Raw genomic sequence first — 24,845 nt, 5'->3', positions numbered from 1 at the left:
TAATTTACCTAACAATTCATCCTTTAAAACAAACAATTCAACACCATAAAATTCTATAATTAAATGTATTACACGAAATTTGAATTGTAAATTAATAAGGCATGAAAAACTATAAAAACATATTCAGGATAATATTACTTACTGGCACTATAATCTCTTTATTTTATGTCCCTTGGATTTTAGTTTGGGCATGGATATTACCACTTCCAAACACCGTACAAGAACAAGTTGATGAAACTCTTAGTCATGGGTTTGATGGCATGATAGTTTATGTTGATAAAGCTGGAAAGGAACCCGCTTTTTATACAGGAGGATGGAAAGACAAAAATGCCAAAGTACCGGCCAATCCAGAGGCCTTATTTAAAATTGCAAGTATTAGCAAACTATATACCGCTGTAGCCATTACTAAATTAGTAAAAGAAAACCGTTTAGAATTAAACCACACGCTATCTTACTACTTTCCAGAGCTGGTTGGACGAATTGAAAATGCAGAAAAAATTACTTTAAAATTAATGGTACAACACCGAAGTGGTATTCCAAATTTTACAGACAACCCTAGTTTTTGGGAAAACGAACAAGAAAACGGTAAAAAAGCCCTTGAGTTTGCACTTGATTTACCTGCTAGTTTTCAACCAGATAAAGGTTACGAATATTCTAACACAAACTACTTATTACTACGCAAAATTATTGATAAAGTTTTGGGGTATAACCATAATGATTATATAAAAGAAAACATTTTGCTTCCTCTAAAGCTAAACCATACATTTTTTTCGCTTAATGAAGTAAATATTAACGATGTTATGAGTGGCTATTATGTTGGATTAGAAGACGATTTTAAAACCAACGAATACGGTATGTTAGCTACAGCAAAAGATGTTGGTACATTTTTAAGAGCCTTAAACGATGGCTCTGTATTTAATGAAGGAGAACAAGATATTTATTCTTCAATATATGTATATAATCATGGCGGTTTGGTTCCTGGCTACCAAAGTCTTGCCGAATATCATGAAGATATTGATACTGTAGTTGTTCAGTTTTTAAACACTACCAATTTTGATGGTTACGAGTGGAATTTATCTGAAATTAGTATTAATAGAATTGTAAAAATAATAAAGGATAATCGATAAAAAAAAACCTTGGTATCAAGGTCTTTTTTTAACAAATAGAAATATTTTTTACTTTAAATAAGCTAGTACATTAGTTTCTATGCGCTGCTCGATATTAGACACATCGGCCTTAATAAAGGTTTCTCCTGTAATATTTTTGTAAAGCTCGATATAACGTTCGGAAACCGACTCTATATATTCGTCGCTCATAAACGGTACGGTTTGTCCTTCTAAACCTTGAAAATTATTAGCTATTAACCATTGGCGTACAAACTCTTTACTTAGTTGCTTTTGGGCTTCGCCTTTATCTTGTCGTTCTTGATAACCTTCTGCATAGAAATAACGAGAAGAATCTGGTGTATGTATTTCGTCAATTAAAACAATTTTTCCGTCTTTGGTTTTTCCAAATTCATATTTGGTATCTACTAAAATTAAACCTCTAGATGCTGCAATTTCAGAGCCACGTTTAAATAGTTTTCGGGTATAATCTTCAAGTATAACATAATCAGCTTCAGATACTATGCCTTTTGCCAAAATATCGTCTCGCGAAATATCTTCATCATGGTCGCCCATTTCGGCCTTAGTTGCTGGTGTTATTATAGGTTCTGGAAAAGCATCATTTTCCTTCATTCCTTCTGGCATTGGTACTCCGCAAAGCATACGTTTTCCTGCTTTATACTCGCGTGCTGCATGCCCCGACATGTATCCTCGAATTACCATTTCTACTTTAAAAGGCTCGCATAAATGGCCTACGGCTACATTTGGATCTGGTGTTGCTGTTAACCAATTTGGTACTAAATCTTCTGTAGCAGCCATCATTTTTGTGGCTATTTGGTTTAGTATTTGCCCTTTGTATGGAATTCCTTTTGGCATTACAACATCGAATGCAGATAGCCTATCGGTAGCTACCATGACTAGTTCTTCATCGTTTATATTGTATACGGCTCTTACTTTACCTTTGTAAAGACTTTTTTGTCCAGGAAAATTAAAATTGGTATCTGTTATTGTATTACTCATTTGTATTGTGCTTTTAGCTGTTAGCCTTTTGCTTTTGAATAGTTATTTTGATGTTTAGTTTCTATGCCCTAGCCCCGATTGAAACGGCATCCTTTTTGCCATTAAAAGCAAAAAGATATAGTGTAAAGCGGGAAATAGCTTCTAAAAAAAATTATGCGTTATTTTCTATACTTTTATAGGCTTCTATTACTTTTTTAACAAGTTTATGGCGAATTACGTCTTTATCGTCTAAAAATATCATGCCAACACCTTCTACATTTTTTAATATAAGTAAGGCTTCTTTTAATCCAGAAATGGTTCGACGTGGTAAATCTATTTGTCCGGGATCGCCTGTTAATAAAAACTTGGCGTTTTTACCCATTCGTGTTAAAAACATTTTCATTTGGGCATGTGTTGTGTTTTGCCCTTCGTCTAGTATTACAAAGGCATTGTCTAGTGTTCTACCCCGCATAAAGGCTAATGGTGCTATTTGTATGGTGCCTTTTTCTATATAGCTTGCTAGTTTTTCTGGCGCAATCATATCGCGTAATGCATCGTATAATGGTTGCATATATGGATCTAATTTTTCTTTTAAATCGCCTGGTAAAAAACCTAAATTTTCTCCTGCTTCTACTGCTGGGCGTGTTAAAATAATACGCTTTACTTCTTTATTTTTTAGTGCTTGTACTGCTAATGCTACTCCAGTATATGTTTTTCCTGTTCCGGCTGGCCCTATGGCAAATACCATATCGTTTTTGCGCATTAGCTCAACCATTTTGCGTTGGTTAGCGGTTTGGGCTTTTATTAATTTACCGCCTACACCATGCACGATTACTTCGCCACTTTGTTTTGAGGTTGTATAATCGTCGCTAGTTTGGCTTGTTAACACACGCTCAATAGCATTTTCGTCTAGCTTATTATATTTTGCAAAGTGTTTTAATAGCATGGTTATGCGCCTATCAAACTCTTCAAGTAATTCCTCATCGCCAAAGGCTTTTATTTTGTTTCCGCGGGCTACAATTTTTAATTTTGGGAAATATTTTTTAAGAAGTTCAATATTAGCATTTTGAGCTCCAAAAAATTCTTTTGGAGTTATTTCTTCGAGTTCGATAATAATTTCGTTCAAAAGCGTGTTATTAGTTTAAAGATTTACATGTGTTATAGTTAAAAACTTACTTAGATTTTCATTTAAATTATAAAAACAAAAACAAAAAATTATGTAGGTTTGTATCACATACAAGTGAAACTCAAAAATACATAATTTTGAGTAAGTTAACATTAAAAACATATTAACAATTTTGCCCATGGCAATTATAACATTAACAACCGATTTTGGTGAAAAGGATTACTTTGCTGGCGCTACTAAAGGCGCTATTTATAGCGAGTTGCCCGATGTTAAAATTGTTGATATCTCGCATAGCATTTCGCCTTTTAATATTCCTGAAGCTGCATATATTATTCAAAATGCTTACAATAGTTTTCCTAAAGGCACGATACATATTATAGGTATTGATTCTGAAATAAATCCAGAAAACAAACATATTGCAATTAAACTAGACGACCATTATTTTATTTGTGCTAATAATGGTATTATGAGTATGATTTGCTCTGAAATTGCTCCAGAAAAAATTGTAGAAATTAACATTCATGATAAAATACAAAGTAGTTTTCCGGTTTTAGATGTTTTTGTACAAGTAGCTTGCCATATTGCTCGTGGAGGTACTTTAGAGGTTATTGGCAAACCTATAAATACTATTAAACCTATTAAAAATATTGTACCTTATGTAAATGACGACAAAACCCAAATTATTGGTAGTGTTATTTATATTGATAATTATGGCAATGTGGTTACAAATATTAAACGTAACTTTTTTGAAACGATACAAAAGGGACGTAATTTTGAAATTTCGGCTAGGCATTATACCTTTAAAAAAATATACACAAAATATAGCGATATTGTAAATTTTGATATTGCCGAAAATAAACGAAACGACGAAGGCAGAAAACTTGTGGTTTTTAATTCTGGTAATTTTTTAGAAATTGCAGTTTACAAAAGTAATAGCAATACTGTTGGTAGCGCGTCTACACTCTTAGGCTTAGGTGTAATGGATGCAGTTAGTATAAAATTTATACCAAACCCTGTAATTCCTAAAGGAACAGAAATACCACAAAACATAAAAGCCGCAGATTATTAATTTAAAAATTACATATGCTAGTTAGAATTGTAAAAATGGGATTTTACAAACAGAATATTGAAGTTTTTCTTGAAAATTTCAATAATTCTAAAGCTAAAATTAGAGCTTTTAATGGTTGTCATTTTTTAGAATTGTATAGAGATAAAAGTGATTCTAGCATTTTTTTTACTTATAGCTACTGGGAAAGCGAAGAAGCGCTAGAAAACTATAGAAAATCGGAATTATTTGAAGGCGTTTGGAGCAAAGTAAAACCACTTTTTAGTATTAGACCAGAAGCTTGGAGTGTAAATAAAGTAGAAACGCTTAAATAGTTAATAATAAAAACCAACAATATTTAACCAGTAACGAAAACAAATGTTAGCCATTTTAAAAAAAGAAATAAACTCGTTTTTTGCCTCGCCAATTGGGTATTTGGTTATTGCCATTTTTTTAGTTTTAAATGGGCTATTTCTTTGGCTTTTTAAAGGCGAGTTTAATATTTTAAACTATGGCTTTGCAGACCTATCGTCCTTTTTTTTATTAGCACCATGGATTTTAATTTTCTTAATTCCTGCGGTAACTATGCGTAGCTTCTCTGACGAGAAAAAACAAGGCACACTAGAACTTCTTTTAACAAAACCCATATCGCATTTTAATATTGTATTAGGTAAGTATTTTGGCGCGCTTATTTTAATATTAATTGCTTTATTACCAACATTATTATACGTTTATACCGTTTACCAATTAGGCAACCCAATTGGTAATTTAGATTTAGGTAGCACTTTAGGTTCGTACTTTGGGTTATTATTTTTAGTAGCTTCTTATACAGCTATTGGCGTTTTTTCATCAACTTTATCAGACAATCAAATTGTAGCCTTTATTACAGCCGTATTTATCTGTTTTATTTTCTATATTGGTTTTGAAGGTGTAGCCGATTTTATATCCAGCCAATTAATAGAACAAATAGGCATGAGTTTTCATTATAAAAGTATAAGTCGCGGTGTTTTAGATACTCGAGATATTATTTATTTTTTAAGCATAACACTTTTCTTTCTTTTTCTAACCAAACTAAATATTAACCGAAATAAATGATTATAACACCCTTATTTGTTGTTTTTATTATTCTTGTATTTATACTAGTTTGGCTGTTTGTAAATACCATAGATAAACGTAAATGGCTCACACTATTAATAAGTATAGCATTAACACCTATTGTGTACTTTTATTTATTTTATCCCATGCTAAATATTTTTAGTAGCTACCATCATAAAAAGTATTTTAACGCTCAAGCCTGGGAAGAAAAACCTGCTTTACGTTACGAAATGGCTAACCAACTAATAACAGACAGCTTATTAATAGGCAAAAATAAAAATGATGTTAAAACCCTTTTAGGAAAGCCCGAATGGTTTGGCTGGGATGATGCCATAAAAGCAAATTCTCAAGAAAAATGGAATTACAATATGGGATTTGTTCCTGGTGCATTTAATACCATGCAAGAGTGTATAGAATTAGAGTTTGAAAACAATAAAGTAAAATCGGTTAACCCATATCAACTAGAAAAAACTTTTGAATAAAACCATAAAACACATAGCCATTTTAATTATAGCCATATTAGCTATTAATTTTATAAGTAGTAAAGTATATAAACGTTTTGATTTAACTACAGATAAACGCTATACATTAAGCCAATCTGCCATACAAATTATTGAAGATATTGAATCGCCAATTATTATTGATGTGTTTTTAGAAGGTGATGATTTTCCTTCGGAATTTAGACGTCTTAAAAATGAAACTAAACAATTATTAGAAGAGTTTGCAGCCATAAATAACAACATTGTTTTTAACTTTATAAACCCTTTAGAAGACGAATTAACACGAGAACGTAATATACAACAACTTACACAACGAGGGCTAACACCTATGCAGTTAAGCGTACAAGAAAGCGGAAAATCTACACAAGCTGTAATTTTTCCTTGGGCTTTGGCTAGTTACAACTCGCAAACAGTTACTATTCCTTTAGTAAAAAACAAAATTGGAGCTTCGCAACAAGAACTAGTAAGCAACTCGGTACAACATTTAGAGTATGCTTTTGCAGATGGATTTAGTAAACTAACCCAACCAAAACGCCGTAAAATTGCTATTTTAAAAGGCAACAAGCAACTAGAAGACAAATACATTGCTAATTTTGTACAAAAACTTGGCACATATTATTATATAGCGCCTTTTACTTTAGATAGTGTTACTACAAGCCCCCAAAAAACACTAAAAGCTATTAACAATTTCGATTTAATAATATCTGCAAAACCAACCGAAGCATTTAGCGAAGCAGAAAAACTAGTACTCGACCAATATACCATGAATGGCGGAAAAAGTCTATGGTTAATTGATGCCGTAGCTATGGAAAAAGATAGCTTATACAATGCCTCTGGCACCAATTACGCGATTACTAGAGATTTAAATTTAACCGATTTCTTCTTTAAATACGGTGTTCGTATTAACCCATACATGGTAAGCACGCTATACTCTGCTCCTATTACTTTAGCTATGGGCGAAGGTAGCCAATCGCAATTTCAGCATTTAAAATGGCCCTATTCGCCATTAGCAGGATCTAGCAGTAAACACCCAATTGTAAACAATTTAAACTTGGTACGGTTTAATTTTGCAAACCAAATAGATACGTTAAAAAATAGCCTTAAAAAAACCATACTATTAGAAACGGCACCGCTTACAAAGCTTGAAGGCACACCAAGAGCAGTAAGTTTAGAACTCGTAACTAAAGAGCAAAATCCGCAAAGCTTTAACAAAGGCAAACAAACACTTGCGGTTTTATTGGAAGGTAAATTTAATTCGGTTTACAGTAATCGCATTAAACCATTTAACCTTACCGAAGTAAAAAACAAAAGCGTAGAAACAAAAATGATTGTAATTGCCGATGGCGATGTTATTAAAAATGATGTTGTTAGAAACAAACCTCAAGAATTAGGTTTTGATAGATGGACAGGACAAACCTATGGCAACAAAGAATTTTTGCTTAATGCTGTAAATTACTTACTAGACGACAACGGACTTATAAACATTCGTACCAAAGAAATTGCTGTAGCCTTCTTAAATCAACAAAAAATTGCAGCACAAAAAACCAAGTGGCAACTTATAAACATCTTACTACCACTAGTTTTACTAGCTATATTTGGTTTTACTTTTAACTACCTTAGAAAGAAAAAATACGCTTCTTAAATGTTAATAAGTTTGTTTCCAAATATACTAGGTTTGGAATATATTTGTAAGTAGCGATTTTGGAAAAACTAAACTCAGTTATTTACATGAAATTTATAGTATCAAGTACATATTTATTAAAACAATTACAGGTTTTAGGCGGCGTAATTAATAGCTCGAACACTTTACCAATTTTAGATAATTTTTTATTTGAATTAGATAATAATAAATTAACCGTTTCTGCAAGCGATTTAGAAACCACTATGGCATCAACCTTAGATGTTGAAAGCGATAGCGAAGGTAGTGTTGCTATTCCGGCACGCTTGTTATTAGATACTTTAAAAACTTTCCCAGAGCAACCCTTAACGTTTGTTGTTGAAGACAATAACACCGTAGAAATTAGCTCTAACCACGGTAAATATGCATTAGCTTATGCCGATGGAAACGAATTTCCTAAAGCTGTTGCACTAGAAGACCCTAGTAAAACCGTTATAACTGGCGATGTTTTAGCAACTGCAATTAGTAAAACTATTTTTGCTGCAGGAAACGACGATTTACGTCCTGTTATGAGTGGTGTATTTTTCCAATTCTCTACAGAAGGTTTAACCTTTGTGGCTACCGATGCGCACAAACTAGTAAAATATACTAGAGAAGATATTAAAGCTAACCAAGTGGCAGAATTTATTATGCCTAAAAAACCTTTAAACCTTTTAAAAGGTATTTTGGCTGCTAGTGAAGATGATGTTATTATTGAATATAACGAAAGTAACGCCAAGTTTACTTTTGAAAATTCTGAATTAATTTGCCGTTTAATTGATGGGAAGTACCCTAATTACGAAGCGGTAATACCTAAAGAAAACCCAAATAAATTAGTTATTGATAGAAACCAGTTTTTAAACTCGGTACGTCGTGTTAGTATTTTCTCTAACAAAACCACACACCAAATACGTTTAAAAATTGCTGGTGCAGAGCTTAATATCTCGGCCGAAGATATTGATTATAGCAACAAAGCCGAAGAGCGATTAACTTGCGATTATCAAGGTGACGATATGCAAATTGGTTTTAACTCTCGTTTTTTAACAGAAATGTTAAACAACTTGAATGCAGATAATGTGCAACTTGAAATGAGTATGCCTAATAGAGCTGGTATTTTAACACCTGTTGATGGGCTTGATGATGGCGAGCATATTACCATGCTTGTTATGCCTGTAATGCTAAACAGCTAATAAACAAATTCCTAAACACACAGAAATTTCTAAATATTTAAGCAGCAATTTTAAAAAATTGCTGCTTTTTTTTGCTCTTGTATCTGCAAGCTATTAATGTTATTACAAATTTTAGTTAAAATTGCACCCGCGTTAAGGATTGCGGCATTGTTGGAGCTCTTTTTGTGTTGTTGCACCTATGCAACACAAAAAAGCGACTGCCAAAAGCCTGACCCTTGTGGTAACGCCCAAATAAAAAGCATAAAAAAACGCCCACTAACTAAGTGAGCGCTTTACATTATCTCGTAAATCTAATAAGGTAACACCTCAAAAGATTCCTGTTTAAAACAGAAATTCACTAACTAATAAAATTAAGAGACAATGGGTATGTTGCTGTTTCGCCTCGGCTAGCTTTTATAGCATTTATTATTGGAAATAATATGGATATTACTCCTAAAATTGCAAAACCTAAAAGCCCCAAACCAAATAATAATATTAATGGTATACAAACTATACAATATACTATTAAGCTTAATTGAAAATTTATAATATTTTTACCGTGCGCATCCATTTGATACACTTTTTCTTTTTGTGTTAGCCACAATACTAATGGCAACAATAAACTGCCAAAACCTGTTACTAAAGTTATTAACTGGCTTAAATGTGTAATGACTATAAGTTGCCTGTCTTGTTTCATGATTATAATTGATTTTTTTGATTGATACTTATTTGACGTACAATTATAAAAATTGTTACAGTATACCATAAAAAAACAATTGCTAAAAATATAATATTACTGGTACTGCATTACCAACAGCGGAATATCTATTTTAAAAGCAAACCTTTCTACAGCGTGTGTATTAAATAAGCGTTGTAAAAAAGAGTGCTTTTTATTCATTATAGCAAGCATACTAATATTATTTTTTTGTAAAAAGGTATGGACTACATTATAAATATCTTGACTTGGTGCACTTATAAATTTTTGGGTAGAGTTTTTAAAATGTGTATTAAAAAAATCTATATTATCGCATGCGCTATAAGCCAAATGGTTTTCGTCTGCTAAATGAAGTATTTGTACTATAGCATTAAAACGTTTTTTAATACTACTAAACATAGCTAAATGTTCTATTTTAAAACATTTAGAGTTAGTTGTTGCAAAAGCCATTTGTTTTAGAGCTTTAAATTTACATCCATTAGGTATAGCTAATACTGGTATATTACAACGTTGCATAACTCGTACAGTATTACTACCAAAAAGTACTTTTGCTATACCAGAAGCGCCTTTGGTACCCATTATAATTAAATCTATTTGATGCTTGGCGGTAACTTGGTTTATAGAGTCAATAAAATTATCGTAATCTACTATAGCATGAAAAGTATGGTTTTTGTTGTAAAACTCATCTGTAACAGTTGTTATAATATTGTTTATTGATTTTTTAGCTGCGTTTATTAGTGTTTTATAAATAGTTGTAGAAGAGTTTACAACCAACATATCGTCTGTAATAAAAGCCGATGCTTTTTGTACGTTTAAAATATAAAACTGACATTTTACATCTTTTAAAAACTCGATAGCATAATAAATGGCATTAATTGAGTTTTTTGAAAAGTCTGTAGGTAATAGAATATTTTTCATAATAAAATAAATTAATAACCTAGTAAACTTACACTTAGCTTCAATTAAATACTATGACATAAATCAGCTAAACTACAATTAGTAATTTTTATTAATAATTAGCATAATAATTTTAAGGATTGTATTTTCGGCACAATAAATGATTATTAGTACGTTATAACCAAAACAATATTTATGATTCGTATTACTTATATAATAATATTTTTACTTTCGGTAACCATTAATGCTCAAAATAACGCTATTGGCCTTAATGAAAAACTCACATACACAGCCTCTTACAACATGTCTGGCATTTTAACCGATTTGGCTCAAGTTACCATGGAGACCGATGCTGTTAAAACATCTAAGGCAACACTTTTACGCTTAAAATGTACCGCATTTACTTATAGCAAATGGGATAATTTTTTTAAAATTAGAGATTTATACGAAACTTATGTAAACCCTAAAACATTAACACCATACTTACACAATAGAGATATTAATGAAGGCGGTTACTATAAAAACATGAAATATACTTTTAGCCATAAAACCAAAACGGTTAAAAGTGTATTAAAAAAGAAAAATAATTGGGTACAAAATAAAACAGTAAGTATTGGCGCAGGCACAAAGGATATAATTTCTACTTTATACAGCATACGCACATTCGATTTAACGAACTTAAGCCCAGGCACCAATAAAACCTTTACTATTTTATTTGATCGTGAAGAGGTAAAGGCTAAAGTTACTTATTTAGGCAAAGAAACTATTTCTACAGCATTAGGCAGTAAGCTTTGCTATAAAATAGCATTGGGCTCGGTAACATCAAACACCGTTAATGGAACGTTATGGTTTACTGCCGATGAAAATAAAATTCCTGTTTATGGTAAATTTAAAATTCCTGTGGGTTCTGGAGAATTAAGAATAAAATCGGCTTCTGGCTTAAAAAATTAAAAAAATGAAAAAACTATTTACAATTTTAGCACTAATAGCAGCTATTTTTGCTATTTTATTTTCTGTTTTACCTATCTCGAATTTAGCTATTTTTCCTGCTTTAGCAGCTTTAATTTTCGGTTTAATTGCCTTTTATTTGTCAAAAAAAACAGGAGAAGTAAAAAAAATTATACAATTCACTTTTATTTTAACAGGCGTAGCACTAGCAGTTACAACTTATAAATACTTATTTTCTACTACCGAAGTTGCTAATACAGAAACTATAGAAGCTACAGAGGTTAAACTTAATGAAGCGTCTATTGAAGAATTAGAAGAACTTGATATAGAAATAGATGACTCTGAAATTGAAGATATTTCGTTTGATGAGTAAGTAATTTCCTGTGAGGTTTTGTATATTTGCAGTAGTTAAAAATTAAAATAAATTCCCTCATTTAACTAAACAATTTAATTGTAAGTTACATGTAATTAATAATTGCTTAATATACATGAAATTTTTTTGTATTCTCTCAATAGTCATTCTGGTTGGCACTTGTGCAAAACCAAAGTATGAAACAAAAATACAAAACCTAAAAAACAACATAAAATTAGCAGATAGTACTTTAATAATGAAGTATGCTAGCTCTATTACATCAAAAGAGTTAAAAACACATTTATACCAGTTTTCTGCAAATGAGTTTTTAGGTAGGCGAGTTGGAAGTCCAGGCCAAAAGCAAGCTGCTAACTTTTTAAAAAACTATTATGTAAGAGAAGGTATAAAATCGCCACTAGGTAAAGATATTTATTACCAAACCATACCATCAAAGTTTTTTTTTAATAAGTTTAAAAGTTCAGAAAATGTACTAGCTTACATTGAAGGCTCTGATAAACCAGAAGAAGTTATTATAATATCTGCCCATCTTGACCACCTTGGTGTGTCTCCAGATGGACAAATAAACAACGGTGCCGATGATGATGGTTCTGGTACTGTAGCCATAATGGAAATGGCACAAGCCTTTAAAATAGCAAAACAAGACGGCTATGGGCCTAAACGCAGTATATTATTTTTACATTTAACAGCCGAAGAAATAGGTAAAAGAGGATCCGAATTTTATACCAAACATCCAATATTTAAATTAGAAAATACAGTAACCAATTTAAATATAGACATGATTGGCCGTGTTGATGATGCACATAAAAACAATAAAGACTATATATACTTAATAGGCTCTGACAGACTTAGTAAAGAGCTACATTACACATCAGAAAAAATAAATAATGCTTTTTTTAACATCAATATAGATTATAGGTTTAACATTATTGGAGAAGCAAACGATTATTACTCAAGATCCGATCATTATAACTTTGCCTTGCATAATATTCCAGTTATTTTTTACTTTAATGGCGAACATAAAGATTATCACAGGCCAACAGACACACCAGATAAAATTGATTACCCTTTATTAGAAAAACGTACCAAACTAATTTTTGCAACGGCTTGGCAAATTGCAAATCAAGAACACCGAATTGTTATAGATAAACATAATGAATTGTTAAATTAGCCTCAAAACATCTAAATCTATTATTACATTTTTGTAATATAGCATATTATAAAAATGTATAGATTTATGAAAAATTTTGCAATACTACTTTGTGCTAGTGTACTTTTAAGCTCGTGTAGTTCATCACAAAACAAAACAAAAACCGAAAAAACAGTAAACCCTGAAACTTTTGCAGCAACTATAACTGCTAGCGAATTAAAGGATATGCTTTACACTTACGCTTCAGACGATTTTGAAGGAAGAAAAACAGGAGAACCTGGCCAAAAAAAAGCCATCGAATTTATAAAAAGTAATTACCAAGCCAATAATATACCGTCGCCAATTGCCGAAAATGATTATTTTCAAGACATACCTGCAAGTTATTTTGGAGATGGTATAAAGGATTCTGAAAATGTTATAGCATACATTAAAGGTAGCGAAAAACCAGACGAAGTAATTATTATTTCTGCACATCTAGACCATATAGGCATATCCAAAAATGGTGATATTAATAATGGTGCTGATGATGATGGATCTGGAACTGTAGCCATACTTGAAATTGCTGAAGCTTTTAAAGCTGCTCAAAATGCAGGTAAAGGCCCTAAAAGAACAATTGCATTTTTACATGTTACTGGCGAAGAAATTGGGCTTTATGGTTCTAGATATTATACCGATGAAGACCCTATTTTTCCGTTAGCTAATACCGTAGCAAATTTAAATATTGACATGATAGGACGTGTTGATTCTAAACATGAAGAAAGTGGAAAAAACTACTTATATCTTATAGGATCTGATAAATTAAGCAAAGAATTACACAATATTTCTGAAGATATAAATAAACAGTATTTTAAATTAGATTTTGATTACACTTATAATGCTGATAATGACCCAAACCGTTTCTACTACCGTTCGGACCACTATAACTTTGCAAAAAATAACATTCCTGTAATTTTCTATTTTAACGGAACGCATGCAGATTACCACAGACCTTCTGATACGCCTGATAAAATTAATTATGCCTTTTTAGAAACACGTACCAAACTTATTTTTCATACTGCTTGGGAATTAGCTAATAGAGAAGAACGTATAAAACTAAATAAAACAAAATAATGTTCACAAAAAAAGCCTTTCAATAATTTGAAAGGCTTTTTCTTTTTGGGTGGATGATGGGATTCGAACCCACGACCCTTGGTACCACAAACCAATGCTCTAACCAACTGAGCTACAACCACCATGTTATTTAATTTAAAACACCTAGTGCTTTAAAAAGGAATGCTTTTAACATAAAATAAAAAACAACCTTTAAATGGCATTTTTGTAATGCGTGTGCAAATGTAATTGATTTAAGTCTTTATAACAAAGACTTTTTTTAAAATTTTTTATTAAAAATAAAAATAAAATTAATAAAACGCCTAACTACCTTAAATCGAACAAACTATCAACAGCCACATAACGCTCTACAGTAAAGCCTTCGGCATGCTCTACACCTATTAAACGTCCTAAATCTCTAGATCTATAAATAATACTATCTGTAAAGTTCTTACTTGAAATGGGCGTTTCTGGTTCTTTACTATTAGCATCAAAAAACTGAGTTTTATAAGCTAAAACAGATTCCATTTTTTTATCAATAAACCCAGAAACATCAACCGCTAAATCTGGTTCTATATTTTTCCATTGTATGTAATGGTATACTTGTTTGGGTCTCCAAGGTTTTTGCAATTGTCCTTCATCAAAAGTTTCAATTTTTATAAGTCCACTTAAAAAACAAGCATCGCTAACCAACTTACTTCCTTTTCCATGATCAATATGCCTGTCATCTATAGCATTACAAAGTATTATTTCTGGCCTATATTTCCGTACCATTTTAATAATTTCTAATTGATGCGCTTTATCATTTACAAAAAAGCCATCAGAAAACCCTAAGTTATTACGCATACTTACGCCTAAAATCTTGGCGGCATTAAAAGCTTCTTCGTCTCTAGTTTCGGCCGTACCTCTAGTTCCTAGCTCGCCTCTTGTTAAATCTACAATACCAACTTTTTTACCATTGGCTACTTCTTTTGCTATGGTTCCGCCACAACCTAATTCAACATCATCTGGATGCGCACCAAATGCCAAAATATCTAACTTCATTTCTAATTTTTATTTTTTTTGATGATTTTATAACGCTATTTATCTAATTATTCATCATAAACACAAAATATCGTAAAAGTCCTTACTACGAAAACGTATTCGCAACCATTTTTTTCAATTTTTAATCTATAAAGATAATAATAATTAAAAAGTTATGCTTGTGTTTAAAGCATGACATTAGTCATAATTATACCAAGGTATCTACTGTAATTTTACACTATAATTAATAAGAATCTAATTGTAGCCAAAGCTAATAAACAATTACAGAATATGATCTATTTAATGCTTACCATTTTAATTATCACTATTGGTCTCTTTGTTTGGGGAAAGTTTACACCAGATATTGTTGCATTAATATCAATGTTAAGTTTATTCTTAACTGGCATCTTAAACGCTACAGAAACATTAAGCGGTTTTAGCAACCCAACAGTTATAATGATTGCCGCTTTATTTATAATTGGCGAAGGTATTGCCCAAACCGGATGGACAGCTCTAGCGGGTAAAAAATTTGTTGAATGGGCAGGAAAAAGTGTTCCTAAACTATTGGTTATCATAACTCTTGGAGCTGGCGCTTTATCTGGTTTTGTTAGTAATACTGGTACCGTAGCAACCTTAATGCCTTTAACCATATCGTCGGCTTGGAGCATTGGTACTTTACCTTCAAAAATGTTAATGCCTGTAGCCTTTGGGTCTAATACTGGTGGTTTATTAACTTTAACGGGCACACCTCCTAATATTATTACAAGTAATGCTTTAATAGAAGCTGGTTTTGAAAGCTTCTCTTTCTTTGAGTTTGCTCTTATTGGCCTGCCTTTACTTATAATAGCTTTAATTTATTTTAGATATGTAGGCTATAAACTTTTACCAAAAAACAAGACAAACAATAAGCCTGTAAACATAGAGTCTACCCTACACAATTGGATAGAGTCTTATAAAGTAGATACTGGTTATTACCGCTTACGTGTAAGATCTATATCGCCTTTATTAAATACAAAAATAGAAACTTGGCAATTTGAAAAAAATTATAATGTTTCCATAATACGATTAAAAAGAAGGCATCCTAATGTATTAAAAAAAATACCTCAGTTTATTGAGTTTCCAAACCCAAACACGGTATTTATGTACCATGATATTATTACTGTAAAAGGAGAAACCGAGGCTATAAATAAACTAATGATTACTTTCAGGTTAGGGCTTCTTCCTCTAGAACCTATAACAGATGAGCTTAAAAACAACCTAATAAACCAAGAGGTTGGAATGACAGAGGTTATTGTAAACCCAAACTCTATGCTTGTAGGTAGAAAATATAACCTAGCTAACTATTTAAAACGTTTTAACTTACAACTACTAGCCATATCTAGAAACAGGCAACCCGTTTTAGATTCTGAAATAACTATAAAACCTGGAGATGCTTTTTTAATTAGAGGCACATGGGAACATATTGAAGATTTAAAAAAACAGCACGAAAACCTAGTAATTATTGGCAGTCCAGAAGGCATGGCTAAAAATGTAGAAAGCCTAAGTTTTAAATCATTTATTGCTTTAGGTGCTTTATTGCTAATGATTGTGTTTATGGTTTTTAAAATTGTTCCAGGTGCTATAGCTGCACTAATTTCTGCTGGTATTGTATTGCTTACAGGTTGCGTACCCATATCAAAAGCATATAAAGGCATTAGCTGGACAAGTGTTGTTATGATAGCTGCAATGATACCCATGGGTATAGCGCTTCAAAAAACAGGAACAGCTCAATTAATTGCTAATACGCTTGTAAATTATTTAGGTGCTATACATCCATTATTACTACTAGGCGGCGTGTTTTTATTAACCACAACTTTTAGTCAAGTTATTAATAATTCGGCTACAGCTGTCTTAATGGCGCCAATAGCCATACTTGCAGCAAGTACTTTAAACTTATCGCCAGAACCTTTTATGATTGTGGTTGCTATTAGCGCATCAACAGCATTTTTAACCCCAATAGGAACAACTACAAATGCAATGGTAATGACTGCTGGCGGCTATAAATTTATAAACTATTTAAAAGTAGGTGCTCCACTCCTACTTCTGTTTTTCATTACAACATTAATACTAGTGCCACTAATATGGCCATTTTAAAATAAAATATTAATAGGAACCTTTAAATTCAATTAAAATGAAAGCAACAATAACAAAACATCCAGATTTAGAGCAATATGGATTAAAAAATGTGACAGTTAACTGGAATTTATCACCTAAAGCATTACAAAAAATTACAGTTGAAAAAGGTATGGGTAAAGAAACCGCTAACGGTACCCTTGCTATAAATACAGGTAAATTTACTGGACGCTCTCCACAAGATAGATTTCTTGTAAAAGATGATTATACTACCGATAAAGTATGGTGGGGAAAAACAAACAAACCTGTTTCTCCAGAAAATTTTGATAAATTAAAAAATGAAATTACTAAATATCTTTCTGGAAAGGAAATTTATGCTAGAGACGGATACGTTTGCGCCGACCCCGAATTTAGAACTAATATTAGAACAGTTACCGAGCTTCCTTGGTCAAACATGTTTGTTTACAATATGTTTTTAAGACCTAGCGAAAAAGAATTAGAACACTTTAAAGAAGATTGGTTAATACTTTGCGCGCCTGGTTACGAATGTCCAGACCCAAAATCTTATGGTATACGTCAAGGTAACTTTTCCATACTTAATTTCACTCAAAAAATAGCTTTAGTTGGAGGGTCTGCCTACACAGGAGAAATGAAAAAAGGTATTTTCTCTGCTTTAAATATGATTTTACCAATCGAAAAAAATGTTTTACCAATGCATTGCTCTGCTAATGTAGGTAAGTTTGGCGATACAGCTATATTTTTCGGGCTATCTGGAACTGGAAAAACAACACTATCTGCAGACCCAGAACGTAAGCTTATTGGAGATGATGAACATGGTTGGACCGCAGACAATAACATTTTTAACTTTGAAGGCGGTTGTTATGCCAAAGTAATCGATTTAACCGAAGAAAAAGAACCAGATATTTTTAGAGCAGTAAAACCAGGTGCAATACTTGAAAATATAGTTTTTAAAGCCAATAGCGAGCCAGACTATATGGATAGCAGTATAACACAAAACACACGTGTAAGTTATCCAATTCATCATATCGATAATATTCAAGAAACACTTTATGCCAATAACCCAAAAAACATTTTCTTTTTAACCTGTGATGCTTTTGGCGTATTACCGCCTGTATCAAAATTAACACCTGGGCAAGCTGCTTACCACTTTATTTCTGGTTATACTGCTAAAGTAGCTGGAACAGAAGCAGGTATTACAGAACCCGTACCATCATTCTCCGCTTGTTTTGGCGAGCCATTTATGCCTTTACACCCTACTGTATATGGCGAAATGCTAAGCAAAAAAATGACTGAAGCTGGTGTAAATGTATGGCTAATTAATACGGGTTGGAGTGCAGGCCCATACGGTGTAGGTTCTCGTATAAAATTAAAATACACAAGAGCTATGATTACTGCAATTCTTAACGGAGAGTTAGATAATGTAGACTACGAACAAAACTTCATTTTTGGGTTATTTATGCCTAAATACTGTCCTGGTGTACCGTCTGAAATTTTAGACCCTATGAATACATGGTTGCAAAAAGGCGCGTATGTTGGTAAAGCTATTCAATTAGCACACGCTTTTCACTTAAACTTTGAGAAATTTGCTCAACAAGCATCAGACCAAATTATTGAAGGCGGCCCATTAATTGATGAGCACCATCACTTACACGAACACTTTTAATAGGTTCTTATTTTTACTTAAAAGGAGCTCTATTATTGAGCTCCTTTTATATTTAAAACGTGCACATTTACTCTTATAACAGCATTAAAACTTAGTCTAAATCTATATTTACATAGTATATGTATGAAGCACTTAACTACCATATTACTAATCGTTTTATATATATCAAACGGTTACTCACAATCAAATCAAGAAGAAAAAACTGGCACTTGGTTTACTTATGCAGGAACTCATAAAATATCTAATAAGTTTAGTGTAAGCGCTCTTTCTCAAATTTGGTTTTTTGAATTGGCCGAGAATTTTAACTTTATACTACTTTATGGTAGTATAAATTATAATATTTCACCTAAACTTACTACAACATTTGGTTATGGTTATGGTGATATTGATGGCGGATTTTACACAAATAAACCTCACACTTACGAAAACCGAATTTTCGAGCAATTAAGTTTTAAACACAAAACTTTTAATCTTCCAATAGATCACCGCATTAGAGTAGAGCAACGGTTTTTCCATAAACACGATTTTAAATCTACATCCCACCGCTTACGTTATAGGTTTGGTACAAAATTCATGCTAAACAAAAGCTTATTTATTAAGTTAAATAATGAATTTCTTAGTACTTTAAAATATCATATTATAACAGAAAATAGGTTATATATAGCCTTAGGTATAAACATTTCAAAATCTTGTAATTTACAATTTGGTTATTTAAACCGAAAAATAAATGGTTTAAACTTACACCGTTTACAAGCTGGAATATATTTAAAAACAGGTAAAAATTAAAATCGTAATATTAGTTACTAATACTAAACAAAAAAATTACATATTAAACGTATTTTTTATACTTATTAATTAAAAGTCCAAGCTACAATTCTTGAAATTTTATTGCCTTGCCCCATATTTATAGTTTTAATATCTGTAGCTCCTAATTTTCTTAATGAGCTATACATACCTTTTACCAAATCTTTTTTAGAAACTAAAGTTGTAAACCAAGCGCAGTAATTTTTAAACAAAGAACTTTCATATAAGTAGTTATGAATAAATGCTTTTTCGCCACCCGCATACCAGAGTTCATTTTGCGTTCCTGAAAAATTTCTTATAACCTTATTGTTTTCAATACTTAATCCTTTTAATTTTCTTGATGAAGCTTCTAAGGCATCAGCTTCAGATTTATAAAATGGAGGGTTGCAAATAGATACTGCAAACTTATCTTCTTCTTTTAAAACCCCTTTAAAAATTTGAGTTTTATCGTTCTGCAGTCTTAACTCTATCGCATCATTAAACTTATTTTTATTAATAATATGTTGTGCCGCTTTTAACGAGTTTTTATCAATATCGGTGGCAACAAAATTCCATTTATACTCGGCATATCCTAAAAGTGGATAAATACAACTTGCTCCTGTTCCTACATCTAAAACATTTACTATTTCAGATATTTCAGATAATTTTAATAAATCGGCAACATGGTGTATATAATCTACTCGCCCAGGAATTGGCGGGCATAAATTAGTATCTGGAAACTGCCAAAACTTTATATTATAATGCTTAAATAATAAAGCTGTATTTAATGCTTTAACAGCTTTAGGGTTTGCAAAATTTATAGTTTTATTTTGGTATTTATTTTCAAATACAAAAGGCAACAAATCTGGATACACTTTACATAATGCTTCTAAATTATATCCAGATTTATGCTTATTTTTTAAATGAAAATTTGGGTTAGTTTTGATAATTTTTAGTTTATAAATATTAAACTTCTATTTTTTTTCAATGTCCTTTTTTAAACCAAATAATGCCAATTATAGCAATTAAAACTTCTGCCAAGGTTATAGCCCAAAAGACACCAATTGGTCCAAAATCTAGTGTAATAGCCATTAAATAAGCAAATGGCAATTGCAATAACCAAAAACACACAAAATTAATATATGTTGGTGTTTTAGTGTCGCCAGAACCATTAAACGCATTAATAACAACCATACCATAACCATAAAAAATGTAACCAGCCGCCATAATACGCAAACACAAACTACCATATTTTACAACATCTGGAGTGCTATTAAACAATATAATAATTTGCGGAGCAAACACTAAATATATTATAGAAACAAGTCCCATAAATATGGCACAATACTTTCCGGTTTTCCAAACAGATTGCTCTGCCCTATTAGATTTTTTAGCACCCAAATTCTGTCCAACTAAAGTTGCTGCAGCATTACTCATACCCCAAGCGGGCATTAAAGTAAACATCATAACACGAATAGCTATAGTATAACCAGCAAGAACTTCGCTACCAAACTCACTCATTATTCGCATTAAAAATACCCAAGACGATGTTCCTATTAAAAACTGTCCAATACCACCTAAGGAAACTTTTATTAAATTAAACATAACACCAACTTGAAGCACCAAATCTTTAACTGCTATTTTAATTTTACTAAAGCCAAAAAACAATATGCTTAACTGAAACAATACCGCTGTGCCTCTACCTATAGTTGTTGCTATAGCAGCCCCTTTAACACCATAAGCAGGAATAGGCCCAAAACCAAAAATAAACATCGGGTCTAAAATAATATTTAAACCATTTGATAGTACCAAAGCCCACATGGCAACCGATGCATCTCCAGCGCCTCTAAAAATAGCATTAATTAAAAATAACAACATAATTGTTACGTTGCCACCTAAAAGTACTTGTGTGTAACCATATCCCTCTGCTATTAAATCGGGTTCGCCTCCCATTAAACTTAATATTTCTTTAGGGTATAAAATGCCAATTACACTTATTATTATAGCAACAAACACACCCAGAAAAATAACTTGAACCGCTGTATTTGATGCGCCTTTTATATCTTTTTCGCCCACTCGCCTTGCTACAATTGCAGTAGCTGCCATGCTTAAACCTATAGCCACAGCATATACTAAAGTAATTACAGACTCTGTTAAACCTATAGTTGCTACTGCGTTTACACTAACTTGCGAGACATACATGATATCTACCAAAGCAAATATAGATTCCATGAGCATTTCTAAAATCATAGGAATAGAAAGCATAAAAACTGCTTTACGAATACTACCCGAAGTAAAATCTTGCGCTTTGCCTGTTACAGCAATTTTAAAATATTGAATAAATTGTTTTAAAGAAATTTTATTTGATTGCATCTTGAAATAATTAAATATATAACATGGCTAAATGTATATAACACTTAGCTTTTGTTTTGCTCGAGAGAATCTCGACACTATTCGGAAGTCAAATTAAACAATCATAAGTAACAAATATTGAAAAAATATTTATAACATCAAAATAGATTTTTAGGGCATTGCCATCATTTCTTATATATTCGCAAAAAAATTACAGATGTTAAAAGCAGTTATTTTCGATATGGATGGGGTTATTATTGATAGCGAACCCATGCATAATAAAGCCTACCACGATATGTTTAAAGAAGTTGGTATTGAGGTTTCGCCAGAACTTTACGAATCCTTTACTGGGCAATCTACAATTAACATTTGCAAACGTCTTGTAGATTATTTTAACTTAAAAGAAACCCCAGAAACACTAGTTGCGCTTAAACGTAAATATTACAAACACTTTTTTTATAGTAACTCTAGCTTGAGCCTTATTGATGGTGTTCTAGATTTAATTAAAGATTACCATAAAAACGGACTTACATTAGTGCTTGCATCATCGGCAGCTATGACCAGTATTAATCAAATTTTTGATCGTTTTGATTTAAACCAGTATTTTGTTGCTAAGTTTAGTGGTGGCGATTTAAAACAATCTAAACCTCATCCAGAAATTTTTATTAAAGCTGCAAAAGCTACAGGTTTTTCAAAAGAAGAATGTATGGTTATTGAAGATTCTACCAATGGAATAAAAGCCGCTAATGCTGCTGGTATTTTTTGTATTGGTTTTGATAGTTTTCATTCTAAAAACCAAGATTACTCTACAGCCAATATGGTTATTAAAAATTTTAAAGACATTGCTTTTAGTAAAATATCCAACCGTTTTTAATCATTATTTTTTTTAGCTTTTGCTCTAGATATAATGGCTTTTAAGCGTTCTTTGCGCAATAAAGTTTCAGATTTTTTTTTATTTTTTTTCCTTGCCATTAACTTAGCATGTTTGGCCTTATTTTTAGTGTTTTTTTCTCTGCCTGTTTTTGCCATAACTATTGCTTTGCTTTTAATAATGCATTTTGCTCTTCCATAAGCGCTGTAAGGTGCGATAACAATTCTATATCTTTTGGTGTAGCTACCGTTTTATCTTTAGTGTCTTGCGCTTTATTTCGTAGCCTATTCATAAACTTTACAACAATAAAAACTGTAAAGCCTATAATTAAAAAATCTAAAAAAGCTTCAGCTAAAGCACCATAACCAATGGCCGTTTCATCTGTAATGGTTTTGCCTTTTGTGTTAACCACAGCTTCTCTTAAAATAATTCGTTTATCTTCCATATTTACTCCATCAGTCAATAAAGATAATGGTGGCAAAAACACTTGTTTAACCAACACATCAATAACTTTATTAAACGATGCGCCAATTATAATTCCTATTGCCATATCCATCATATTTCCTTTAACAGCAAACTCCTTAAACTCTTTAAATAACTTCATTACATGTATTTTACTTTTTCAAATGCAAAGATATTCAGATTGTATTTTCTTTTAAAGTAATTACCTAAATATCATTATTTACACGAACCGCATTTATTTACCTTAAAGCTAATATTTTAAAATATTAGCAAATAAGCTAATAATTAATATTATTAGTTAAAAAACTAATATTTTGTTTTCTTGAATAAAAATCTATATTTTTGATTTACATTATTAATCATTTTACATGACAAGTATAATTACGGGCGATATAATAAACTCTAAAAAAAGTGCACCAGAAAATTGGCTAGAAGCACTAAAAACCATTTTAAATAGCTATGGTAAATCGCCTAAAATTTGGGAGATATATCGAGGCGACAGTTTTCAATTAGAAGTTTTACCAGAACACGCACTAGAAGCCTGTATTTTAATTAAAGCCACAATAAAGCAATTTGAAAATATAGATGTAAGGCTAGCCATTGGTATAGGAAAAAAAACTTATATATCTAAAAACATAACCGAATCTAACGGAAGTGCTTTTATAAACTCGGGCGAGTGTTTTGAAAATCTTAAAAAAACAACATTAGCAATAAAATCGCCTTATAAACAGTTTGATACAGCAATAAACATAATGCTAAACCTAGCACAATTAACCATAAACAACTGGTCTAGCACCTCGGCTAACTTAGTAAAAACAACATTAAAAAAACCCAATTTAAACCAAAGCCAATTAGCCAAAGTTTTAAACAAAACCCAAGGTAATATTAGCCAAGGCCTTAAAAGAGCTGGTTACGACGAAATTTCTAAGCTACTACACTACTATAAAACCCAAATACAAGACCTATGCTAATACTAGCCATAAAACTTATACTTGCACATTTAATTGGCGATTTTTTACTACAACCTTATAAATGGGTAAAGCACAAAGAAACACACAAACATAAATCGAAATACTTATATTGGCACATTTTAGTACACTTTAGCACATTAACAATCCTATTACAATTTCAGTTAAAATACTGGTTAGGTATCGTTATAATAAGTGTTTCGCATTATATCATAGATGTAATAAAATTACACCTTAACCCCAAAATTAATAACCGTTTACTATTTGGCCTAGACCAAATAGCACACTTACTAATAATAGCTTTGGTAGTTAAAATTTACCACCCATACAATATCGATATAAACACCTTTTTTACCCCACAAATACTATTATTTATAGCCTGTTTATTGTGTATAACTAAAGTTTCATCAATCATCATGAAAACTATAATTTCAAAATGGGACTTATCAGAATACAATAAAGAATCTACACTAAAAAACGCAGGTGCCTACATAGGTATTTTAGAGCGTTTATTTGTATTTATGTTTATAATAACAAACCATTGGGAGGGTGTTGGTTTTCTTATAGCAGCCAAATCGGTATTTCGTTTTAGCGATTTATCAAGAGCCCAAGACCGCAAACTCACAGAATACATACTAATAGGCACGCTATTAAGCTTTGGTTTGGCTATTGCTTTTGGTATAAGCTACGAGTACATTTTAACACTATTAAAAAAATAATTTGGGCG

The 24,845-nt window shown here is 31.6% G+C and carries 26 protein-coding genes and 1 tRNA gene; 17 read left to right on the top strand and 10 right to left on the bottom strand.

What is annotated here, in order from left to right; all coding sequences use genetic code 11:
- Positions 1 to 101: 101 nt before the first annotated feature.
- Entirely contained in the window at positions 102 to 1,127 is a 1,026-nt protein-coding gene (locus ACNG5D_RS06215) for a serine hydrolase domain-containing protein (protein ID WP_418182631.1), read from the top strand.
- A gap of 48 nt (positions 1,128 to 1,175) precedes the next feature.
- Here the strand turns inward: ACNG5D_RS06215 and ACNG5D_RS06210 are convergent, their stop codons facing one another.
- Positions 1,176 to 2,123, bottom strand: a complete 948-nt coding sequence (locus ACNG5D_RS06210) for a phosphoribosylaminoimidazolesuccinocarboxamide synthase (RefSeq protein ID WP_418182630.1) — start codon at positions 2,121 to 2,123, stop codon at positions 1,176 to 1,178.
- A gap of 151 nt (positions 2,124 to 2,274) precedes the next feature.
- Positions 2,275 to 3,228, bottom strand: a complete 954-nt coding sequence (locus ACNG5D_RS06205; RefSeq protein WP_418182629.1) for a PhoH family protein — start codon at positions 3,226 to 3,228, stop codon at positions 2,275 to 2,277.
- 178 nt (positions 3,229 to 3,406) lie between these two features.
- Between ACNG5D_RS06205 and ACNG5D_RS06200 the strand changes: the two genes are divergently transcribed.
- From ACNG5D_RS06200 to dnaN, 6 genes are all read left to right on the top strand, one after another.
- Positions 3,407 to 4,297: an SAM hydrolase/SAM-dependent halogenase family protein gene (locus ACNG5D_RS06200; RefSeq protein WP_418182628.1), complete on the top strand. Its 891-nt coding sequence runs from the start codon at positions 3,407 to 3,409 to the stop codon at positions 4,295 to 4,297.
- Positions 4,298 to 4,311: 14 nt separating this feature from the next.
- Positions 4,312 to 4,608 carry a putative quinol monooxygenase gene (locus tag ACNG5D_RS06195; protein ID WP_418182627.1) on the top strand — a complete coding sequence of 99 codons (297 nt, stop codon included), beginning with the start codon at positions 4,312 to 4,314 and terminating at the stop codon, positions 4,606 to 4,608.
- Positions 4,609 to 4,651: 43 nt separating this feature from the next.
- Positions 4,652 to 5,368 carry a gliding motility-associated ABC transporter permease subunit GldF gene (gene gldF / locus ACNG5D_RS06190; protein WP_418182626.1) on the top strand — a complete coding sequence of 239 codons (717 nt, stop codon included), beginning with the start codon at positions 4,652 to 4,654 and terminating at the stop codon, positions 5,366 to 5,368.
- Positions 5,365 to 5,850 (top strand): hypothetical protein, encoded by a 486-nt coding sequence (locus ACNG5D_RS06185; RefSeq protein WP_418182625.1) that lies wholly within the window; start codon positions 5,365 to 5,367, stop codon positions 5,848 to 5,850. The genes gldF and ACNG5D_RS06185 overlap by 4 nt, the downstream gene beginning before the upstream one ends.
- The gene (gldG, locus tag ACNG5D_RS06180) at positions 5,843 to 7,510 is read left to right on the top strand and encodes a gliding motility-associated ABC transporter substrate-binding protein GldG (RefSeq protein ID WP_418182624.1); all 1,668 of its coding nucleotides are present in this window, start codon (positions 5,843 to 5,845) and stop codon (positions 7,508 to 7,510) included. Before ACNG5D_RS06185 ends, gldG begins: the two co-directional genes overlap by 8 nt.
- 86 nt (positions 7,511 to 7,596) lie before the next feature.
- Entirely contained in the window at positions 7,597 to 8,715 is a 1,119-nt protein-coding gene (gene dnaN, locus ACNG5D_RS06175; RefSeq protein WP_418182623.1) for a DNA polymerase III subunit beta, read from the top strand.
- Between the two features lie 337 nt (positions 8,716 to 9,052).
- Here dnaN and ACNG5D_RS06170 read toward each other — a convergent pair whose 3' ends face one another.
- Together ACNG5D_RS06170 and ACNG5D_RS06165 are read right to left on the bottom strand one after the other, a co-directional pair.
- Positions 9,053 to 9,391, bottom strand: coding sequence for a DUF4870 domain-containing protein (locus ACNG5D_RS06170; protein ID WP_418182622.1), 339 nt, complete (start codon positions 9,389 to 9,391; stop codon positions 9,053 to 9,055).
- Positions 9,392 to 9,487: 96 nt separating this feature from the next.
- Positions 9,488 to 10,327 (bottom strand): universal stress protein, encoded by an 840-nt coding sequence (locus tag ACNG5D_RS06165; protein ID WP_418182621.1) that lies wholly within the window; start codon positions 10,325 to 10,327, stop codon positions 9,488 to 9,490.
- Positions 10,328 to 10,501: 174 nt separating this feature from the next.
- On the opposite strand from ACNG5D_RS06165, the gene ACNG5D_RS06160 reads away from it, so the two are divergent.
- The 4 genes from ACNG5D_RS06160 to ACNG5D_RS06145 all read left to right on the top strand — a co-directional run bounded on the left by ACNG5D_RS06160 (position 10,502) and on the right by ACNG5D_RS06145 (position 13,884).
- Positions 10,502 to 11,257 (top strand): DUF3108 domain-containing protein, encoded by a 756-nt coding sequence (locus ACNG5D_RS06160; RefSeq protein WP_418182620.1) that lies wholly within the window; start codon positions 10,502 to 10,504, stop codon positions 11,255 to 11,257.
- Positions 11,258 to 11,261: 4 nt separating this feature from the next.
- Positions 11,262 to 11,627: an FUSC family protein gene (locus tag ACNG5D_RS06155; RefSeq protein ID WP_418182619.1), complete on the top strand. Its 366-nt coding sequence runs from the start codon at positions 11,262 to 11,264 to the stop codon at positions 11,625 to 11,627.
- A 115-nt stretch (positions 11,628 to 11,742) separates the two neighbouring features.
- Positions 11,743 to 12,795, top strand: coding sequence for a M28 family peptidase (locus tag ACNG5D_RS06150; RefSeq protein ID WP_418182618.1), 1,053 nt, complete (start codon positions 11,743 to 11,745; stop codon positions 12,793 to 12,795).
- Positions 12,796 to 12,861: 66 nt separating this feature from the next.
- Positions 12,862 to 13,884, top strand: coding sequence for a M28 family metallopeptidase (locus tag ACNG5D_RS06145; RefSeq protein WP_418182617.1), 1,023 nt, complete (start codon positions 12,862 to 12,864; stop codon positions 13,882 to 13,884).
- A 48-nt stretch (positions 13,885 to 13,932) separates the two neighbouring features.
- Here the strand turns inward: ACNG5D_RS06145 and ACNG5D_RS06140 are convergent.
- Together ACNG5D_RS06140 and bshB1 are read right to left on the bottom strand one after the other, a co-directional pair.
- Positions 13,933 to 14,006, bottom strand: a tRNA-His gene (locus tag ACNG5D_RS06140).
- Between the two features lie 184 nt (positions 14,007 to 14,190).
- Positions 14,191 to 14,907, bottom strand: a complete 717-nt coding sequence (gene bshB1, locus ACNG5D_RS06135; protein WP_418182616.1) for a bacillithiol biosynthesis deacetylase BshB1 — start codon at positions 14,905 to 14,907, stop codon at positions 14,191 to 14,193.
- 270 nt (positions 14,908 to 15,177) lie between these two features.
- Here bshB1 and ACNG5D_RS06130 point away from each other — a divergent pair, with 270 nt between their 5' ends.
- From ACNG5D_RS06130 to ACNG5D_RS06120, 3 genes are all read left to right on the top strand, one after another.
- Positions 15,178 to 17,019, top strand: a complete 1,842-nt coding sequence (locus ACNG5D_RS06130) for an SLC13 family permease (RefSeq protein WP_418182615.1) — start codon at positions 15,178 to 15,180, stop codon at positions 17,017 to 17,019.
- A 37-nt stretch (positions 17,020 to 17,056) separates the two neighbouring features.
- Positions 17,057 to 18,682 carry a phosphoenolpyruvate carboxykinase (ATP) gene (gene pckA / locus ACNG5D_RS06125; RefSeq protein WP_418182614.1) on the top strand — a complete coding sequence of 542 codons (1,626 nt, stop codon included), beginning with the start codon at positions 17,057 to 17,059 and terminating at the stop codon, positions 18,680 to 18,682.
- Positions 18,683 to 18,805: 123 nt separating this feature from the next.
- Complete coding sequence (locus ACNG5D_RS06120) at positions 18,806 to 19,468, top strand: DUF2490 domain-containing protein (protein ID WP_418182613.1); 663 nt, start codon at positions 18,806 to 18,808, stop codon at positions 19,466 to 19,468.
- A 65-nt stretch (positions 19,469 to 19,533) separates the two neighbouring features.
- Here ACNG5D_RS06120 and rlmF read toward each other — a convergent pair whose 3' ends face one another.
- A complete protein-coding gene (gene rlmF / locus ACNG5D_RS06115) occupies positions 19,534 to 20,412 on the bottom strand; it encodes a 23S rRNA (adenine(1618)-N(6))-methyltransferase RlmF (protein ID WP_418183064.1) in 879 nt (292 codons plus the stop codon).
- 37 nt (positions 20,413 to 20,449) lie between these two features.
- Positions 20,450 to 21,838: an MATE family efflux transporter gene (locus tag ACNG5D_RS06110; RefSeq protein WP_418182612.1), complete on the bottom strand. Its 1,389-nt coding sequence runs from the start codon at positions 21,836 to 21,838 to the stop codon at positions 20,450 to 20,452.
- Between the two features lie 196 nt (positions 21,839 to 22,034).
- Between ACNG5D_RS06110 and ACNG5D_RS06105 the strand changes: the two genes are divergently transcribed.
- Positions 22,035 to 22,691, top strand: a complete 657-nt coding sequence (locus ACNG5D_RS06105) for an HAD family hydrolase (protein ID WP_418182611.1) — start codon at positions 22,035 to 22,037, stop codon at positions 22,689 to 22,691.
- On the opposite strand, the gene ACNG5D_RS06100 is transcribed toward ACNG5D_RS06105, so the two are convergent.
- Positions 22,688 to 22,846, bottom strand: a complete 159-nt coding sequence (locus tag ACNG5D_RS06100; RefSeq protein WP_418182610.1) for a hypothetical protein — start codon at positions 22,844 to 22,846, stop codon at positions 22,688 to 22,690. The genes ACNG5D_RS06105 and ACNG5D_RS06100 overlap by 4 nt on opposite strands.
- A 2-nt stretch (positions 22,847 to 22,848) precedes the next feature.
- On the bottom strand, positions 22,849 to 23,292 hold the full coding sequence (gene mscL, locus ACNG5D_RS06095; protein ID WP_418182609.1) for a large conductance mechanosensitive channel protein MscL: 444 nt from the start codon (positions 23,290 to 23,292) through the stop codon (positions 22,849 to 22,851).
- A gap of 226 nt (positions 23,293 to 23,518) precedes the next feature.
- Here mscL and ACNG5D_RS06090 point away from each other — a divergent pair, with 226 nt between their 5' ends.
- Both ACNG5D_RS06090 and ACNG5D_RS06085 read left to right on the top strand, forming a co-directional pair.
- Complete coding sequence (locus ACNG5D_RS06090) at positions 23,519 to 24,121, top strand: SatD family protein (protein WP_418182608.1); 603 nt, start codon at positions 23,519 to 23,521, stop codon at positions 24,119 to 24,121.
- Positions 24,115 to 24,837, top strand: coding sequence for a DUF3307 domain-containing protein (locus ACNG5D_RS06085; RefSeq protein ID WP_418182607.1), 723 nt, complete (start codon positions 24,115 to 24,117; stop codon positions 24,835 to 24,837). Before ACNG5D_RS06090 ends, ACNG5D_RS06085 begins: the two co-directional genes overlap by 7 nt.
- The last annotated feature ends 8 nt before the right edge of the window (positions 24,838 to 24,845 follow it).

The organism is Algibacter ulvanivorans (genome assembly GCF_048381495.1).
Taxonomy (GTDB): domain Bacteria; phylum Bacteroidota; class Bacteroidia; order Flavobacteriales; family Flavobacteriaceae; genus Algibacter_B; species Algibacter_B ulvanivorans.
This window is presented reverse-complemented; position numbering and strand designations above follow the sequence as displayed.

Coding starts and splice junctions, on each gene's coding strand:
- ACNG5D_RS06215 (WP_418182631.1), top strand. CDS start 102: ATGAAAAACTATAAAAACATATTCAGGATAATATTACTTACTGGCACT.
- ACNG5D_RS06210 (WP_418182630.1), bottom strand. CDS start 2,123: ATGAGTAATACAATAACAGATACCAATTTTAATTTTCCTGGACAAAAA.
- ACNG5D_RS06200 (WP_418182628.1), top strand. CDS start 3,407: ATGGCAATTATAACATTAACAACCGATTTTGGTGAAAAGGATTACTTT.
- ACNG5D_RS06195 (WP_418182627.1), top strand. CDS start 4,312: ATGCTAGTTAGAATTGTAAAAATGGGATTTTACAAACAGAATATTGAA.
- gldF (WP_418182626.1), top strand. CDS start 4,652: ATGTTAGCCATTTTAAAAAAAGAAATAAACTCGTTTTTTGCCTCGCCA.
- ACNG5D_RS06185 (WP_418182625.1), top strand. CDS start 5,365: ATGATTATAACACCCTTATTTGTTGTTTTTATTATTCTTGTATTTATA.
- dnaN (WP_418182623.1), top strand. CDS start 7,597: ATGAAATTTATAGTATCAAGTACATATTTATTAAAACAATTACAGGTT.
- ACNG5D_RS06170 (WP_418182622.1), bottom strand. CDS start 9,391: ATGAAACAAGACAGGCAACTTATAGTCATTACACATTTAAGCCAGTTA.
- ACNG5D_RS06165 (WP_418182621.1), bottom strand. CDS start 10,327: ATGAAAAATATTCTATTACCTACAGACTTTTCAAAAAACTCAATTAAT.
- ACNG5D_RS06160 (WP_418182620.1), top strand. CDS start 10,502: ATGATTCGTATTACTTATATAATAATATTTTTACTTTCGGTAACCATT.
- ACNG5D_RS06155 (WP_418182619.1), top strand. CDS start 11,262: ATGAAAAAACTATTTACAATTTTAGCACTAATAGCAGCTATTTTTGCT.
- ACNG5D_RS06150 (WP_418182618.1), top strand. CDS start 11,743: ATGAAATTTTTTTGTATTCTCTCAATAGTCATTCTGGTTGGCACTTGT.
- ACNG5D_RS06145 (WP_418182617.1), top strand. CDS start 12,862: ATGAAAAATTTTGCAATACTACTTTGTGCTAGTGTACTTTTAAGCTCG.
- bshB1 (WP_418182616.1), bottom strand. CDS start 14,907: ATGAAGTTAGATATTTTGGCATTTGGTGCGCATCCAGATGATGTTGAA.
- ACNG5D_RS06130 (WP_418182615.1), top strand. CDS start 15,178: ATGATCTATTTAATGCTTACCATTTTAATTATCACTATTGGTCTCTTT.
- pckA (WP_418182614.1), top strand. CDS start 17,057: ATGAAAGCAACAATAACAAAACATCCAGATTTAGAGCAATATGGATTA.
- ACNG5D_RS06120 (WP_418182613.1), top strand. CDS start 18,806: ATGAAGCACTTAACTACCATATTACTAATCGTTTTATATATATCAAAC.
- ACNG5D_RS06110 (WP_418182612.1), bottom strand. CDS start 21,838: ATGCAATCAAATAAAATTTCTTTAAAACAATTTATTCAATATTTTAAA.
- ACNG5D_RS06105 (WP_418182611.1), top strand. CDS start 22,035: ATGTTAAAAGCAGTTATTTTCGATATGGATGGGGTTATTATTGATAGC.
- ACNG5D_RS06100 (WP_418182610.1), bottom strand. CDS start 22,846: ATGGCAAAAACAGGCAGAGAAAAAAACACTAAAAATAAGGCCAAACAT.
- mscL (WP_418182609.1), bottom strand. CDS start 23,292: ATGAAGTTATTTAAAGAGTTTAAGGAGTTTGCTGTTAAAGGAAATATG.
- ACNG5D_RS06090 (WP_418182608.1), top strand. CDS start 23,519: ATGACAAGTATAATTACGGGCGATATAATAAACTCTAAAAAAAGTGCA.
- ACNG5D_RS06085 (WP_418182607.1), top strand. CDS start 24,115: ATGCTAATACTAGCCATAAAACTTATACTTGCACATTTAATTGGCGAT.